This is a genomic window from Desulfuromonas versatilis, from assembly GCF_019704135.1.
Taxonomy (GTDB): Bacteria; Desulfobacterota; Desulfuromonadia; order Desulfuromonadales; family NIT-T3; genus Desulfuromonas_A; species Desulfuromonas_A versatilis.
On record NZ_AP024355.1, the window covers coordinates 2428166 to 2443433 of the forward strand.

General features: G+C 61.3%; 14 protein-coding genes and 1 tRNA gene. 8 read left to right on the forward strand and 7 right to left on the reverse strand.

Annotated elements, in window-relative coordinates:
- Window positions 1-73 precede the first annotated feature (73 nt).
- On the reverse strand, window positions 74-1588 hold the full coding sequence (locus DESUT3_RS10915) for an efflux RND transporter periplasmic adaptor subunit (protein WP_225911483.1): 1515 nt from the start codon (window positions 1586-1588) through the stop codon (window positions 74-76).
- A complete protein-coding gene (locus DESUT3_RS10920) occupies window positions 1585-2886 on the reverse strand; it encodes a TolC family protein (RefSeq protein WP_221248512.1) in 1302 nt (433 codons plus the stop codon). The genes DESUT3_RS10915 and DESUT3_RS10920 overlap by 4 nt, the downstream gene beginning before the upstream one ends.
- A gap of 425 nt (window positions 2887-3311) precedes the next feature.
- Between DESUT3_RS10920 and DESUT3_RS10925 the strand changes: the two genes are divergently transcribed.
- The 6 genes from DESUT3_RS10925 (at window position 3312) to DESUT3_RS10950 (ending at window position 10035) form a co-directional block, all read left to right on the forward strand.
- Window positions 3312-4961 carry a c-type cytochrome gene (locus DESUT3_RS10925; protein WP_221248513.1) on the forward strand — a complete coding sequence of 550 codons (1650 nt, stop codon included), beginning with the start codon at window positions 3312-3314 and terminating at the stop codon, window positions 4959-4961.
- Window positions 4958-5425: a QcrA and Rieske domain-containing protein gene (locus DESUT3_RS10930; protein ID WP_221248514.1), complete on the forward strand. Its 468-nt coding sequence runs from the start codon at window positions 4958-4960 to the stop codon at window positions 5423-5425. Before DESUT3_RS10925 ends, DESUT3_RS10930 begins: the two co-directional genes overlap by 4 nt.
- A 4-nt stretch (window positions 5426-5429) precedes the next feature.
- Complete coding sequence (locus tag DESUT3_RS10935) at window positions 5430-6479, forward strand: cytochrome b N-terminal domain-containing protein (RefSeq protein WP_221248515.1); 1050 nt, start codon at window positions 5430-5432, stop codon at window positions 6477-6479.
- 23 nt (window positions 6480-6502) lie between these two features.
- Window positions 6503-7009, forward strand: a complete 507-nt coding sequence (locus DESUT3_RS10940; protein ID WP_221248516.1) for a PCYCGC domain-containing protein — start codon at window positions 6503-6505, stop codon at window positions 7007-7009.
- 84 nt (window positions 7010-7093) lie between these two features.
- Complete coding sequence (locus DESUT3_RS10945) at window positions 7094-9181, forward strand: M1 family metallopeptidase (protein WP_221248517.1); 2088 nt, start codon at window positions 7094-7096, stop codon at window positions 9179-9181.
- Entirely contained in the window at window positions 9178-10035 is an 858-nt protein-coding gene (locus DESUT3_RS10950; RefSeq protein WP_221248518.1) for a ChaN family lipoprotein, read from the forward strand. The genes DESUT3_RS10945 and DESUT3_RS10950 overlap by 4 nt, the downstream gene beginning before the upstream one ends.
- 35 nt (window positions 10036-10070) lie before the next feature.
- Here the strand turns inward: DESUT3_RS10950 and DESUT3_RS10955 are convergent, their stop codons facing one another.
- Entirely contained in the window at window positions 10071-11042 is a 972-nt protein-coding gene (locus DESUT3_RS10955; protein ID WP_221248519.1) for a hypothetical protein, read from the reverse strand.
- Window positions 11043-11100: 58 nt separating this feature from the next.
- A complete protein-coding gene (locus tag DESUT3_RS10960; RefSeq protein ID WP_221248520.1) occupies window positions 11101-11952 on the reverse strand; it encodes an ExeA family protein in 852 nt (283 codons plus the stop codon).
- A gap of 225 nt (window positions 11953-12177) precedes the next feature.
- Here DESUT3_RS10960 and glgP point away from each other — a divergent pair, with 225 nt between their 5' ends.
- Window positions 12178-13890, forward strand: a complete 1713-nt coding sequence (gene glgP / locus DESUT3_RS10965; protein WP_221248521.1) for an alpha-glucan family phosphorylase — start codon at window positions 12178-12180, stop codon at window positions 13888-13890.
- Window positions 13891-13987: 97 nt separating this feature from the next.
- On the opposite strand, the gene DESUT3_RS10970 is transcribed toward glgP, so the two are convergent.
- Complete coding sequence (locus DESUT3_RS10970) at window positions 13988-14182, reverse strand: GSU3473 family protein (RefSeq protein ID WP_221248522.1); 195 nt, start codon at window positions 14180-14182, stop codon at window positions 13988-13990.
- Window positions 14183-14333: 151 nt separating this feature from the next.
- Between DESUT3_RS10970 and DESUT3_RS10975 the strand changes: the two genes are divergently transcribed.
- Window positions 14334-14525 (forward strand): GSU3473 family protein, encoded by a 192-nt coding sequence (locus tag DESUT3_RS10975; RefSeq protein WP_221248523.1) that lies wholly within the window; start codon window positions 14334-14336, stop codon window positions 14523-14525.
- 71 nt (window positions 14526-14596) lie between these two features.
- On the opposite strand, the gene DESUT3_RS10980 is transcribed toward DESUT3_RS10975, so the two are convergent.
- Window positions 14597-14673: transfer RNA gene (locus tag DESUT3_RS10980), tRNA-Arg, on the reverse strand.
- Window positions 14674-14740: 67 nt separating this feature from the next.
- Window positions 14741-15256, reverse strand: coding sequence for an adenine phosphoribosyltransferase (locus DESUT3_RS10985; protein WP_221248524.1), 516 nt, complete (start codon window positions 15254-15256; stop codon window positions 14741-14743).
- Window positions 15257-15268 lie beyond the last annotated feature (12 nt).

Sequence of the window (15268 nt, forward strand, 5' to 3'; positions counted from 1 at the left end):
GTGATCCTTGTCGAGCCCTTGGGCGGGTAACCCGTCTCGAACCCGGGGCGAATGATTATTCGCCCCTACGGGATTACTTGAACAAATCTTCTAGATCTTCCTGTTTTTCCTCTGGTTCTTCGCCGAAGAGGTCGTCGAGGTCCTCGGCGGGGGCGGCCATGTCGTGGCCGGCGTGTTCGTCCTTTTTCGGCTCGAGCATTTTCTGGATCGCTTCGCGCAGTTTGCTCTCCGAGTCGAGCATGAACTGGGCGGAGGTCACCACCTTTTCGCCGGCGAGCAGGCCCTGGCGGATCTCGATGCGCCCGTCCTGGTTCTGCAGGCCGGTCTTGACCTGGCGCGGTTCGAATTTGCCGTCGCCCAGGGCGACGAAAACGGTCTGTTTGCTCCCCGAGTTGAGAACGGCCTCGACAGGAATGGTCAGCACGTCGCGCACGGTTTCTGCCTGAATTTTCACGTTGACGTACATGTCGGGGCGAAGCTCGAAGTCGGGGTTGTCGAGGTCGATGCGAGCCTTGACGGTGCGGGTCTTCGCTTCGACGTAGGGATAGATGGTGGAGATGCGCCCCTCGATGGTGCGACGGGGGCCGAAGGGGAGTTCGATCTCGGCGCCCTGCCCTTGTTTGATCCAGGGGAGCTCGTATTCGTAGATGTCGGCATAGACCCATACCTGGGAGATGTCCGAGATCTGCATCAGGTCCACCCCAGGCTTGGCGTACATCCCCTCGGTAACCATTTTCATGGTGACGATCCCCTTGTAGGGGGCGTAGAGGGTCAGGGTTTTCTGTGCCTTATGGGTCCTCTCCAACTCGCGGATCTGCCGCTCCGAGATATCCCAGAGCTTGAGGCGCTGGCGCGATGCTTCGAGCAGGCGCGTGGCCCCTCCGGCGATTTCGGGAAACGGGCTGTCCTGGAGCGAAGCGCTGTTGCTCAGGGCCAACAGGTATTCCTCCTGGGCCGAGACCAGCTCGGGGCTGTAGATCTCGAGCAGCGGCTGGCCTTTCTTGACATGCTGGCCGGTCTGGGCAACGTAGAGCTTCTCGATCCAGCCGGCGATCTTGCTGTTGACCGAATACTGCTTCGGCTCCTCGTAACCGACCAGGCCCACGGTGCGGATCACCCGGCTCAGGTCGCCGCGCTCAACCAGGGCAGTGCGCACCCCCATGTTCTGCGAGGTGACCGGGTCGATGCTGATCACCGCGCCGCCGGGAGCCTCGTCCTCGTAAACCGGTACCAGGTCCATCCCCATGGGGGATTTGCCCGGCTCGTCGCGGATATAGGTCGGGTCCATGGGGGCGACCCAGTACTTGATCTTGCGCTCGCCGGTCGGCTTGGCCCCGGCCCCGGCGGTGCCGGTTTTCAAGGGGGTGAGGTCCATGTTGCAGATGGGACACAGACCCGGCTCGTCGACGATGATCATCGGGTGCATGCCGCAGGTGTACTTGACCTTTTCGGCCCCCGCCTCGGCCGGACCGTGAAAGTGGCCCAGGTCGCCGCGAATCAGGCTCTGCCATCCGTAATAGAGGCCGCCGCTGAAAACCAATCCCAGCGTCATCAGGGAAGTAGTGAGGATTTTTGCTCGTCTGGTCATGGGGAGGTTTCCTTGGCTTGTGAATCGGTGAGACTCCTGCCGGCCTCGGCCTCCAGCCGGGCCAGGCTGCGCTGGTAATCGGTCAGCGCCCGGTAATAATCCATCTCGTAGCGCTGCAGGGTCAGCTGGGCATCGAGTAGGGAGAGAAACTCGACCTTGCCGACCTGGTAGGCACTCAGCGCCGCCTGCAGGGCCTGGGTCGCCTGGGGGATGATCCCGGTTTTGAACAGCAGCACCTGCTGGCGGTTTTTCTCGAGTTGGGCATGGGCGTCGCTGATGTTGAAGCCCACCTTGTTGCGCAAATCATTGTACTGCTGGTAGGCCATGCGGATCCCGGAGTCGGCCTCCGCCACGACTTCGCCGCGACGTTCCTGCCAGACCGGGAGGTTGAAGGTGACCCCGGCGCTGACGAAATCCACACCGTCGTCACCACGGTTCTCCTCGCGAAACTTGTAGGCGGCAAACACGTTGAAGTCGGGGCGGTAATCGAGCTCGGCAAACTTCTTCTGCGACCGGAACCGGTCGATCAGCGACTGATAGGCGGCGAACAGGGGCCTTGCTTCTTCGGCCTGTTCGATAAGTTCGGGAACCGAAACTTTTGCTTCGACCAATTCGAATTCGGGCAGCTTTTCCACCGGACTGGCGGCCGGCCGGGCCAGCAGGGTGTTGAGATTGGCCTGTGCGGTCAGCCGTTGCTGGCGCAGGGCGAACAGCCGGTCCATCAGCTTGGATCGCTCGACCTGGGCCTTGAGCACATCCTGCTGCAGTCCCTGGCCGACCTGGTAGCGGATTTCGGTCAGGCGGATGAAATCGTCAAGGAGCTTCAGGTTCTTTTCCGTGATCTCGATCGCCTTATCCAGGTAATACAGGCTGTAGTAGGCATCCTTGACCTGCCGGACGAGTTGCAGGCGGCTGTCCTCGTAAACCCCCTTGTACCAGAGCGCCTGCTGCTCGGCCTGTTCGGCCTTCGAACCCAGCTTGCCGGGAAAAGGGAATTTCTGGGCCAGGACGATGTCCCGACTGGTCATGGGGGCTTCATTGCCGGCCAGAGTATCAACGGGAAAATTGTTCATGCTCAGAGTCAGCATCGGGTCGTCGAGGGTGCCCGCCGGAATGACCTTGCGCTCGAACATCCGCCAGCGCTGCTCGGCGGCACGCAAGTCGGGGTTTTCGACCAGGGCTTGGGCGACCAACCGTTCGAGAATCGGCCGTTTATCTTGAGCCTCGCCCTCATTCGCCGCGCAGGGGACGGCCGCAATCAGAACCAGAAGCAGAAACAGGGTAGAAAATCGCATCATCGGAAAACTCCTGCGGGGGAAGTGCAAATATGCTGAAAGTATAGATTTTCCCCGCAATCAATCAAGAAAACATTCTCTGTTGCATACCCATTTTCACAGACCGTGCCCAATTTGATTCCGACTTTTAATTAGGCATTTAGCCCCGTAAGGCTCAACCCCTGCCGGAAGGTTTGTCGGATATTCTACATGGAATCGTGGATTATTCTGCATTTCTTCAAGACTCGAGCCATCGGCTAGATGCAGCAAGCCCCCCCCTGTAAGCCCTGTTTGACGCCAGCAATGGTGGACCTCCCGCCGAAAAGCCGGTGTGGCATGTTTTGTGGAAACAGGCTTAGGTCTATAAACATCCGACTGATCGGTCAGATCTGTCCAATCCGTCGGATAAATTTTTTTAAATCCTTTGCCTGATATTCATCGAGTTGCCCTTGAAAACTCCCCCCGACATCCCCCGGTGGATCAACCCCCTGCTGGTGCTGGCCGCCCTGGCTTTGTTGACGGTGGTGGTCGCCGCCCTTGCCCTGGAAAGGCGCGGCGGCCACCACCCTGACAGGCAAATAGCCGACATAACTGTCAATTTGGCAGGGAGTACGGTCAGGGAGCACTGCACCACCTGCCACCCCGGAGGGGCGCTCCATCCTGCTCACGATCAGGCCGGCAATGATTCTGCGAGGAAGCACCCGGATATCGCCCCCCATTCCATCGACACCCTGGGCTGCACCGGCTGCCACCTGGGTGAGGGGATGGCCATGGACCAGGTGCTCTCCCATGGTCTGCCGGGAGGGCTCGGCGCCCGCCAGGTGCTCAAGGGCAAGCAGCTGCAGGCCAGCTGCTTCACCTGCCACCCCGTCGCGCCTCTTGCCGGCGCCGAAAAGGCCTGGCAGGGCTACCAGCTGTTTCTTTCCCGGGCCTGCGACAGCTGTCATCACATCGCCGGGCTTCAACAGGGGGGACGGTTCGGTCCCGACCTGAGCACCATCGGCAGCCACCTGAGCCTGGAGCGCATCATCGAGGCGATCCGCGAACCAGATGCCGATCCGGTCAACACCATCATGCCGCGCTACCCCCTTTCCAGGGGGCAGACCGAAAAAATCGCCTACTTTCTGAAAAGCCGGGTTGCCGAACCCAAATTCGCCACACCCATGCAGATTCAGGCCGGGCTGGTCTCGCTGCCGCCATGGCAGCAGGTGCTGGCCGAGGAGATCCCCGCCGAGGCCACCCCCCTGGCCCGCAACCGCTGCCTGGCCTGCCACCAGTTCGGTGAAACCGACGGCCGCATCGCGCCCGACCTGACTTCAATCGGCGCGCTGCGCTCCGCGGACTATCTGAAAACCTACCTGGCCGAGCCCAATCGCCTGGTGCCCGGCTCCACCATGCCCCGTGTCCAGTTCGAAGAAGCGCAGAGCAAAGAGCTGCTCGGCTTTCTCGCAGCCCAGAAAGGGGAACTGGCCCATCAACCCGATCCCAAACAGCTCTATATGCACCTCTGCCAGCGCTGCCATGCCGCCGCCGGCGACGGCCGCGGGCTGATCCAGCCGAACCTGGCCAATTTTCCACGGGCTTTCGCCGGCAATGCGGAGTTTTTCCGCAGCGTCCCCGACCCGCGGATTGTCGAATCGGTGCGCAAAGGGGTGGCCGGGACCTCCATGCCCCCCTATGAATACCTGCTAAAACCGCAGGCCATCGAAGCGGTGATCGACCTGATCTACAACGCCTTTGTCGGGGTGGCGCGGGACGACAAGTCGACCTTTGCGCCTCTGCCGGAAAAACCGGAGTCTCTGCTCAGCCAGGACGAAACCGATGAACTGTTTGACCGACGCTGTTCCGCATGCCACGGACGGGCCGGCACCGGCAGAGGCCCCAGGCACTTGGAATTTCTGCCGCGGCCACGCAATCTGACCAACACCCCTTACTTTGCCGCCCTGCCCAATGGCCGGATCGCCAGGGCCATCTACGATGGTGTTCCCGGAACGGGGATGGCATCTTTCCGCAACGAACTCGGTGCGCAGGAGTTGTGGTCTCTGGTGTACAGGGTGAGAGAGTTTTCGCAGACAAGCAACATGGATGGCAAAAGATGAAGCGGCGCGACTGGCTGGTACGTACCCTCTCGTGGGGATTCGGCGGCACGGCTTTGGGGATGCTGGGCTGGATGTTCGGCGATGTCTGGCTCGCCGCGGGGCGGTTTTCCACCGCTCACTGGACCCGCCTGACCGATGCGGACACCATCTCCGGAGAAGCGGTGGTCCCCTTCCCTGCCCAGCGGGTCGCCCTGGTCAGACGCGAGGCGTTGGTGGGCGCGGTCAGCCTGGAGTGCACGCACCTGGGCTGCCTGGTCAATGTCATGGATCAGGGTTTTTATTGCCCCTGCCACGGCAGCGAATTCGGCCCACTGGGGGAGGTCTGGTCGGGACCGGCGCCGACCCCGCTGCAATGGCACGAGGTGCGGGTCAGCCGTGGCCAGCTCTGGATCCACTCGGGACAGAAGCTGGACGCTCCCCACTGGGTCCAGCTGCCGCCATCCCAGCAGAATGCGGAGGTCTGAAGCGATGGCGCAAAGCAGAAGAAACTTCCTGCACCACCTGCATCCTGTGCGGATCAACCGCCGCACCCTGCATCCCGCAACCACCCTGGGGCTTGGGGTTGCCGGACTGACCTGCCTGGCGGTGTTATTGCTCAGCGGACTGACCCTGTTTCTCTATTACGTTCCCGAGCAGGCTGTGGCCTATGAACGGATCCTGCACATCACCACCACGCTACCTTACGGCAGGCTGCTGCGCAACCTCCACTACGTCGCCGCCAACGGCCTGCTGATTCTCGCCGCCCTGCACCTGACGAGGGTCTTTCTCACCGGCAGCTACAAAGAGCGCAGCCTCAACTGGATATACGGGTTGGTCCTGCTGATGCTGATTCTGGTGGCGAACTTTACCGGCTATCTGCTCCCCTGGGACCAGATCTCCTACTGGGCGATCAAGGTCGGCGCAAGCCTTGCCGCCTACTTCCCGCTGGTCGGGCCCGGGATAAGCCGCTTCTTCCTGGGCGGCGACCAGGTCGGCGAAGAGACCCTGCTGCGCTCGTTCGCCCTGCACGCCAGCGTGCTGCCCCTTCTGCTGCTGGTCTTTACCGCCCTGCATCTCTGGCGCATCCGCAAGGACGGGGGGCTGGCCGCCCCGCCCCAGGACGAGAGCCAGAAGCTGCCTGCTGGCCCCTGGCTTTACCGGGCGGAAACTGCCGTGGCCCTGCTGACCCTGGCGGCCTTGATTGCCCTGGCCCTGGTGCTTGACGCCCCGCTGCATGAGCGGGCCGATCCCCTGCACCCGCCCAACCCGGCCAAGGCGCCCTGGTACTTCGTCGGATTTCAGGAGATGGTCAGCTGGTCGGCCACCTTCGGCGGAGTCGTCGCACCGCTGGTCATCGGCCTGTTTCTGTTGTTTGCCCCCTGGTTCGACCACAGCCGCAGCCACCCGGGGCTCTGGTTTGCCAGGGATCGCTGGGGCCCTAACCTGGCATTTATCACCCTGGCATTGAGCCAGATCGCCTTTATCGCCGTCGGGCTGTGGCTGCGCGGCAAGAACTGGCAGCTGCAGCTCCCCTTCTAACCCCCCAACGGAGACGACATCCAATGAGAACATTTAACATTTTTTCTCTTCTGACGCTTCTGGTTCTGCTGACCGCCGCGCCGGCCCTGGCCCTTTCCGATTCCCAGCAGAAGGAGTTCGACCGGATCATGAACCTGTCCATGGCCGATCTCACCGGCGAAGCCTCCGAGCTTCTCGAGAAGAAGTATCCCGACGAGGACTGGGACCAGTGGAAGTTCCCCCAGTACGTGTTCACCAACGAATCGGTGGAAGTCGGCTACATGATCGCCGTCAAGCAGCCACGCCTCATTGAGAAGTTCAACTGCTACTGCTTCTGCGACGCCATGGGCCACAAGAGCCTGCTCGACTGCTTTGTCAAAAAGGGCTTTTTCGGGCAGAAGTACGATGACCACGCCGCCAACTGCAACATCTGCTACGGTCAGGCAATGATGGCCTTTCTCTGGGCGGAGCTCGGGGCGACGGACGACACCATCAAGGCGGGATTCGACAAAAAGTTCGCCCGCCTGCTCCAGCAGCAACAGCAGAAATAAGCCTTATCGCATATCAGCCGCCCTCCGCAGGGCAATAACCAGGCGGAGGCTGTAAGGTTCGGCCGATCGGGTATAATAAAGGGCATGAAAACTCCGATTGCCGCCCTTTTCGTCCTCGTGCTGCTGTGTCTTAGCCCCGCCTCCGCCACCTCCTCTTCCGGGCCGGAGGCGCTCCCGGCTTACGATCTGGACATCCGTCTAGAGCCTGGAAACGGCACCCTGCAGGGCATCGCGACCCTTCGCATCGCCTCAACCCAAACCACCACCCTGCAACTGACGTTGGCCGAAAGCTGCAGGGTCAGCGCTGTTGCGGTCAATGGCGGTGCCGTTCCGTTCAGCTTCAGCGGCGGACTGCTGAACATTGCCCTGCCCCCGGTGAATCCCGAAGGTCAGTTGCGAATCCGCATCGACTACCAGGGGCGGTTTCTCGATCATCCTCCCGAGGCCCCACTACACGCGGAAGACCCGACCTACGGGGTCGCCGCATCCATCGGCCCGGCCGGCACCTTTCTATCCGGCGGCGCCGCCTGGTACCCTGTGCTGCCAGGACAAACCGCCCTGTTCAAGGTCAGGGTCCGGGCCCCCGAGGGGTACCACGCTCTCACCTCGGGCCGCCGCGCCGAGCAGGTCGCTGGGGGCGAGAGTTATTCGGTGTGGGAGACGAACACTCCCCTGCCCTCTCTGAGCCTGGCCGCAGGCCCCTACCAGGTGTGGGAAGAGATGGTCGACCAGGTTCCCGTCTACGCCTATTTCTACCCCCGCAGCGGGGAGTTGGCGCAAACCTACCTGGAGGCGACCCGCCGCTACCTGTTCATGTATCAGAAGTTGTTCGGGCCCTACCCCTTCGAAAAATTCGCAGTGGTGGAAAACTTCTTTCCCACCGGCTACGGCTTTCCCTCCTGGACCCTGCTCGGCTCGAGCGTGGTGCGCCTGCCCTTTATCGTCGAAACCAGCCTGGGCCACGAGATCGCCCATTCCTGGTGGGGGACCGGGGTGCGTGCCGATTACCGCCAGGGCAACTGGGCCGAGGGCCTCACCACCTACCTGGCCGATCACTACTTCAAGGAACTCTCCTCGGCGGAAGAGGCCAGGGAATACCGCATCAATATCCTGCGTGACTACGCCTCCCTGGTACACCCCGGCAATGAGTTCCCCCTGAGCCGGTTCAGCAGCCGGGACAGCAAAGCGAGCCAGTCCATCGGTTACGGTAAGGCGGCCATGGTTTTTCACATGCTGCGAATGAAAATCGGCGAGGACGATTTTTGGTCGGGGTTGCGGCGGATGGCAGAAAAGTTCATGTTCCGTGAAGCCTCATGGAAGGATTTCGCCTCGGTTTTCGGCGAAGTCTCAGGCCGGGACCTGAAAGGCTTTTTCGAACAATGGGTCAGCCGGCGGGGGGCGCCCGTGCTGAAACTGGAAGGGGTCGCTGCAGCCCGCGCTGACCAGGGATGGCTGGTGACGGGGACGCTGGTGCAGCAAGGGGATGCCTACGACCTGGAGATCCGCCTGCGCCTGGAGACCCCGGGAGGGGCAATCGATCGGGTGATCACCGCCAATACGTCCCAATCGCCCTTTTCCATAACCAGCCCGGAGATGCCTGACCGGCTGATCGTCGACCCGCAGGCGGATCTGTTCCGGCGCCTCGACCCGGTGGAAATACCCCCGACGGTCAACGCCATCCGCGGCTCGACCAACCTGCTGGTGGTGGTCGCCGAGCACCTTTCGGAGCAGACCCGCCAGGCCGCCCTGGACCTGCTGGCGGCCATGCGCCAGGAAGCTGCGAAGACCGTTGCCGAAGGCGCGGTTGGTCCCGGCGACCTGGCAGGCCGGGACGTGCTTTTCATCGGCCCGCCGACAAACCCGCAGATCCGTCCTCCTACCCCCGAGGGCCTGGCCTATGGTCCGGGCTTTTTCAGCCTCGAGGGTGAGCGCTACCAAAGCGCTGGAGCGGCCCTGTTCGCCGCCCTGCCCCACCCTGCCGACAGCAGCCGGGTGACGGCCTTGTTTCTGCCGCTTTCCGCCGATGCCGCAGCCGCGGCGGTGCGCAAGATCCCCCATTACGGCAAGTACAGTTACCTGGCCTTCGACAACGGCAACAACCGTACCAAGGGGACCTGGCCGGTTGCCGCTGCGCCGACCACTCACCTGTTCAGCGAGGAGAACCGTCCATGAGGAGATCAACCCTGTTCCTCGGCCTGTGCCTGTTACTGACCTGGGCCGCGCCGGTTTTCGGGCATCCGCATATTCTGGATACCCAGAGCAGGCAGGAGGTCGAATTTTCCGAGCTCGTCGACGACCTGAGCAACACCAGGCTGGTTTTCATCGGCGAACTGCATGACCACGACGGCCACCACCAGGCGCAACTGGAAATTATCCGCACCCTGCATGAGGCTGGCGTAGCGCTGGCCATCGGCCTGGAGATGTTCCGCAGCGACAGCCAGGACCAGCTCGACCTCTGGGTGGCCAACCACCTGACCGAGCGCAAGTTCAAGGCGATCTACGAGCAGAACTGGAGCATGTGGGAAAGGTACCGGGACATTTTCGTCTATGCCCGGGATTTCGAGGTTCCGATGGTGGGGCTCAACATTTCGCGGGATATTACCAGGCAGGTCGCCGAGGAGGGCTTCGCTTCGTTGTCAGCGGATCAGAGCCAGGAGCTCAAGGGGATCGCCTGCAATGTCGACCCGGCTTACATGGACTACATCCGCCGCGCCATGGGCGGCCACGGCAACCACGGCAAATCGTTCGTCTATTTCTGCGAGGCGCAGCTGGTGTGGGACAGCATCATGGCGAAAAACCTGGCCGAGTACCTCGAACAGAACCCGGAGCGCACCATCGTAGTGCTGGCCGGCAGCGGACATAACTGGAAGTACGGCATCCCGAGTCAGCTCCAGGAATACCACCCCTATCCCTACAAGGTGATCCTGCCGGAGATCATCGGCCGGGTGGACCGGACCAACGCCACCGCCACCGACGCCGACTACCTGTGGCTGGACGTCGGGGAGGACGGCTGGTCCGCCCCCTGAATGCGGGCTGCCGGCCGGCTTTACTTGCCGGAGGGCTAAGGCAATTTGATTTCGTGGTATTTGCCGTTGATGACGAAGCGGACGCGATCCTTGAAGATCCGGTCCACCTTCGCCCCCTCGATCACCATCCCTTCCATGACCGGCAGGTCATTGACCACCGCCAGGCGGTCGCGCACATCCTCACGATAATGAACTTCGCTCACCTTGAGCTCCGGCACGGTGTCGCTGCCGACCCCGGCCAGTGCCCAGGGGGCGGTGCGGCTGTCACGGGCCGCAGAACTGGCCTGGGCGCGACTGATGGTAACCGTCCTGGCCGGCTGAGCGCTGGCCTGGGAGGGAGAGGGTTTGGTTTCCTGGATCACCACCGGCAGGCTGCTTTTGGGAATCACCACCTTCCCTTTGAGAGCGGCGGCGGTCTGCTGCAGCGATTCGGCGGTCTTTTTCAACGACTCGGCAGTCTGGCGGTTCTTTTCCACGGTCTCCTGGGCCTTCTTGCCCAAGGTTTCAAGAACGGCACCGCGGTTTTCGGCGGCAGCGGGTGCCGGCGAAGGGCTGGGGGCAGCCTCCTGGACCGGGGGCACGGGGGAAACGGCTGCGGGTGTGGATTCCGCGGGTGACTCGGGGGCCGCCATCGCCGCGGCAGGATCAGCCGCGGCAGGATCAGCCGCGGCAGGATCAGCCGCGGCAGGATCAGCCGCGGCAGGTTCGAGTGCAGGGGTTTCCGGCGTGGCCGCAGCGACGCTCTCCTGCGGCGCAGCCGCGGATTCGGCAGCCGGGGGGCTGGACAACGCGTTTTCCGGCTCGGACGGAGAGAGAGTTCCCCCGGCCAGGAAGAAAGTGCCGACCCCGATCAATACCAGCACCGCCACCAGGGGGAAGATGCTCCTCGAGCGCTTGCGGGACAGGGTGTTGCCCTGCAGGATATCCCGGGCGATATTCGATGGGCCGCCAATCTTGTCGGCTTTTTCATTTTCGAGTTTTTTCAGGGCTTTCAGGACGAAGCTCATTACCGCACTCCAGCAGGGACAAAGGGGCCCAGGTTCTCCAATTGGTAAGTCAGGGGGCTCAGCTCAGAAAACCGCCGAACAGCTTGCGCAGAAACGACCGGGGGCGGTTGTCGACTTCGGTGATGGCCGCATCGACCATCCTGCCGGTCACCTCGCGACATCCCTCGGCATATCCGACCAGCAGCGCCCGATCGCAGAGGATATTGATCAGCCGGGGCAGCCCACCCGAGAACCGGTAGATCTTCTTTAGCGCCGCACTGCCGAAAACCTGTTGATGGGAGCCGCCGGCCACTCGGATGCGATGGCTGATATAATCGCAGCTATCCTGGAAATCCATGGTGTTCAGATGATAACGGACGGTAATCCGCTGGTTGAGCTGGCGCAGTTCGTTGCGTGAGAGCAGCTCGCCGAGTTCGGGCTGGCCGACCAGCACGATCTGGATCAGCTTGTCGGTATCCGTTTCGAGGTTGGAGAGCAGGCGAATCTGCTCGAGCACCTGGGGTTCGAGGTTCTGGGCCTCATCGATCACCAGCACGACCGAGCGCCCTTCGGCGCGTCGGGTCAGCAGGAACTGGTTCAGGGCATGCAGCAGATCCGAATGGCTGGTGGAATCCGCCTGGATGCCGTACTCGCGATTGATGCTGCGCAGAAGATCCAGGGATGAAAGGCAGGGATTGAAGATAAATGCCACCTTGTAGGCATCCTCGTCCAGCTCCCCCAACAGGGTGCGCAGAACCGTGGTCTTGCCCGTACCGACCTCCCCGGTGACCGCGATGAACCCGCAATGATCCTGGATGCCGTAGAGCAGGTGGGCGAAGACTTCCTTGTGGTTTTTGCTCAGGAAAATAAAGCGGGGATTAGGCGTAATTGTGAAGGGTTTTTCCTTGAATCCAAAAAAATCAAGATACATGAACCCTGCTTCTCCTCGGCTCTTGAAGAGGGAAAAATCCGGCATTTTTCAAGCCCTTACTCTCCCACATATCCCCCTGATTTTCAAGAGCAAAGTATGCCCGACCGCAGATTGCCGGGTGCGGTACCGTTCGCAGGGTTACCTGCTATTCTTTAGAAACCGATCATAATTGAAATCGTCCAGAGGCCACGGGCCGATCCCCTGCCAAGGAGGGAGCACCGTCAGATGAGCGACTGGAAGAGCTTCACCCACGAACCGAAAATCGCCTATTTCTCCATGGAGATAGGTTTGTCTACCGACATCCCCACCTACAGCGGCGGACTCGGCATCCTCGCCGGAGATACCATCAAAAGCGCGGCGGATCTCAAACTGCCGATGGTGGCCGTCACCCTGGCCAGCCGCAAGGGCTATTTCCGCCAGAAACTCGCGACCGATGGCTGGCAACAGGAATTTTTCGTCGAATGGAAGCCCGAGTCGCGGATGGAGCTGCTGCCGGCCAAGACCCTGGTGTCCATTGAGAACCGGGACGTGAAAATCCAGGCCTGGCTGTACCGGGTGAAAAGCCCGACCGGCGGTGAAGTTCCGGTGCTGTTCCTGGACACCGATATCCCGGGGAACATGGAGGAGGACCGCCGGATAACCGATCAGCTCTACGGTGGCGACCTCGAATACCGGCTGAAACAGGAGATCGTCCTCGGCATCGGCGGCGCCAGGCTGCTCAGCGTACTCGGCTTCACCATCAAGAAATTCCACCTGAATGAGGGGCACGCGAGCCTGCTGACCCTTGAGTTGCTGGCCAAGGCCCGTTTACCGGTGGAGGACACCTGGGACGAACGGGCCTCCTGGGAGACCCGCCGGGTCATGGAGCAGTGCGTCTTCACCACCCACACGCCGGTGGAGGCGGGCCACGACCGCTTCCCCTACCCCCTGGTCAAGCGGGTCCTGGGCGAACCCGTCCCCTTCCCCCTGCTGCAGGAGCTGGCCGGGCAGAAAGAGCTGAACATGACCGTCCTGGCGATGAACCTGAGCCGCTTCGTCAACGGCGTCGCCAAGAAGCATGGGGAGATTTCCAAATCCCTTTTCCCGGGTTTCGAAATCCACGCCATCACCAACGGCATCCACCCATTCACCTGGGCCTCACCCTACTTCGTCGCCCTGTACGACCAATACCTGCCGAGTTGGGCCAACGAACCTGAACTGCTGGTGCGGGTGGACAATATTCCCGACGAGGAGATCTGGGAAGCCCACTCCGGGGCCAAGGCCTACCTGTTCCAGTACATCGAAGAAACCACCGGGGTAAAGCTCGACCCGGAAATCCTGACCATCGGCTTCGCCAGGCGCTCGGCCACCTACAAGCGGGGGGATCTGATCTTCAGCGACCCGGATCGTCTCGCCCGGATCGGCGAAGGGAAGTTGCAGCTGGTTTTCGGGGGCAAGGCCCACCCCTCCGACGTGCCCGGCAAGCAGGTCATCCAGCAGATATTCAAGCACATGGATCAATTGCGGGGAAAGGTCAAGGCCGTCTACCTGGAAAACTACAACATGGATGTCGCCTACCGCCTCATTCCCGGAGTGGACCTGTGGCTGAACAACCCCATCCGTCCCCTGGAGGCCTCAGGCACCAGCGGGATGAAGGCAGCCCTGAACGGCGTACCCAATTTCAGCATTCTCGACGGCTGGTGGATTGAGGGGCATATCGAAGGGGTCACCGGGTGGTCCATCGGCCCCCCTCCTACCGAGTCATCCTTGACGGCCAACGATTCGAAAGAGGACGTCAATGACCTCTATTCCAAGCTGGAACAGGTGATCCTCCCCTTGTATTACGACGACCGGCCCGGCTGGATACGAACCATGAAAAACGCTATCGGTAAAAATGCCTACTATTTCAACACCCACGCCATGCTCAGGCGCTATGTGACCGAAGCCTACATTCGCTGAACCGGTCCCCCACAACGGGCAAAGCCCGCATCGTTGCGGGATGCGGGCTTCACGCAGTTTTACCTACGCCATCTGATTGCCACTTCCACCGAGGAAACTACTGTTCCCGCGCCCGCCGCTCGTGACCGAGGTACAACCGTTTGCTTTGTCCACGGATGGGATCGCAACGAACGTCGACCCAACCACTCGAGCGTTTGAATTTGCGGATCAGGTTTTTGTCAATCAGCTGGCTCAGCAGGAAGGGCTTGACCATATCCTGGCCGCGATCGGGGTACATGATTCGGATAAGCATGGGCAGCTCCTTTAGCAGGAAAGGACCAGACCTCTACCCAGTAGTTAGGCACAATTTTCACGGAATGCAAGCAAGTTGCAAGTTGAAAATTCGGGATTTTATGGTTTGCTTTTCCTGGTTCGGGAACCCGCCAGATGGGAGATTTGCGGCCATGCTGATCAAGGTGCTTTTTAAGAACGGTAAGCAGGAGAGGGTTACGCCGAAATACCTGGACCACCTGATCAATCTGCAGCAGGTGGCAAGGTTCGAAAGGACCGAAGGGTGGATTACCCCCGGGCTTGACCCGACCCGGGCGATGAAAAGCAAACCTTACCGGGGACGGGAGCGGCGCACGACCTGGTAGGGCCGGCCAAAGGCAGAAGGTAAAAAACAAGGGCCCGCATCAATTCGATGCAGGCCCTCGAGTATTGCAAATGGCGGCCCCGGCGCGATTCGAACGCACGACCTACCGCTTAGGAGGCGGTTGCTCTATCCTGCTGAGCTACGAGGCCACAAGGGGTGTCTTTTATACCTGATCGGACCCGCGACTGGCAAGCCCTTTTTCCCCCACCTCGACAATCAGAACTGTAACAGGCTGTAGACCTTCCCCTCCGGAAGGCGCTTACGCCCTTCGAGAAACTCGAGTTCGGCCATGAAGGCGCATTCCACGACTTCGGCCCCGAGATCCTCCACCAGGTCGAGCACGGCGGCCATGGTCCCGCCGGTGGCCAGCAGGTCATCGGCGATGATCACCCGTGCTCCGGGCTTGAAGGCATCTTCGTGGATCTCCAGCGTGTCGGTGCCGTATTCCAACTCATAGGTTTTGCGGCGGGTCTTGTAGGGCAACTTCCCCGGCTTGCGCACCAGGGTCACCCCGGTACCGAGTTTGTAGGCCAGGGCCGAACCCAGGATGAAGCCGCGGGCCTCAACGCCGACAACCTGGTCGATTTTCTGCCCGAGGTAGCGATGGGCGATAAGATCGACCATGCGATGGAAACTCCGCCCATCGGCCAGCAGGGTGGTGATGTCCTTGAACACGATCCCCTTTTTGGGAAAGTCGGGGATGTCCCGGATGATATTTTTCAACTCTTCCACGAGCAACTCCTG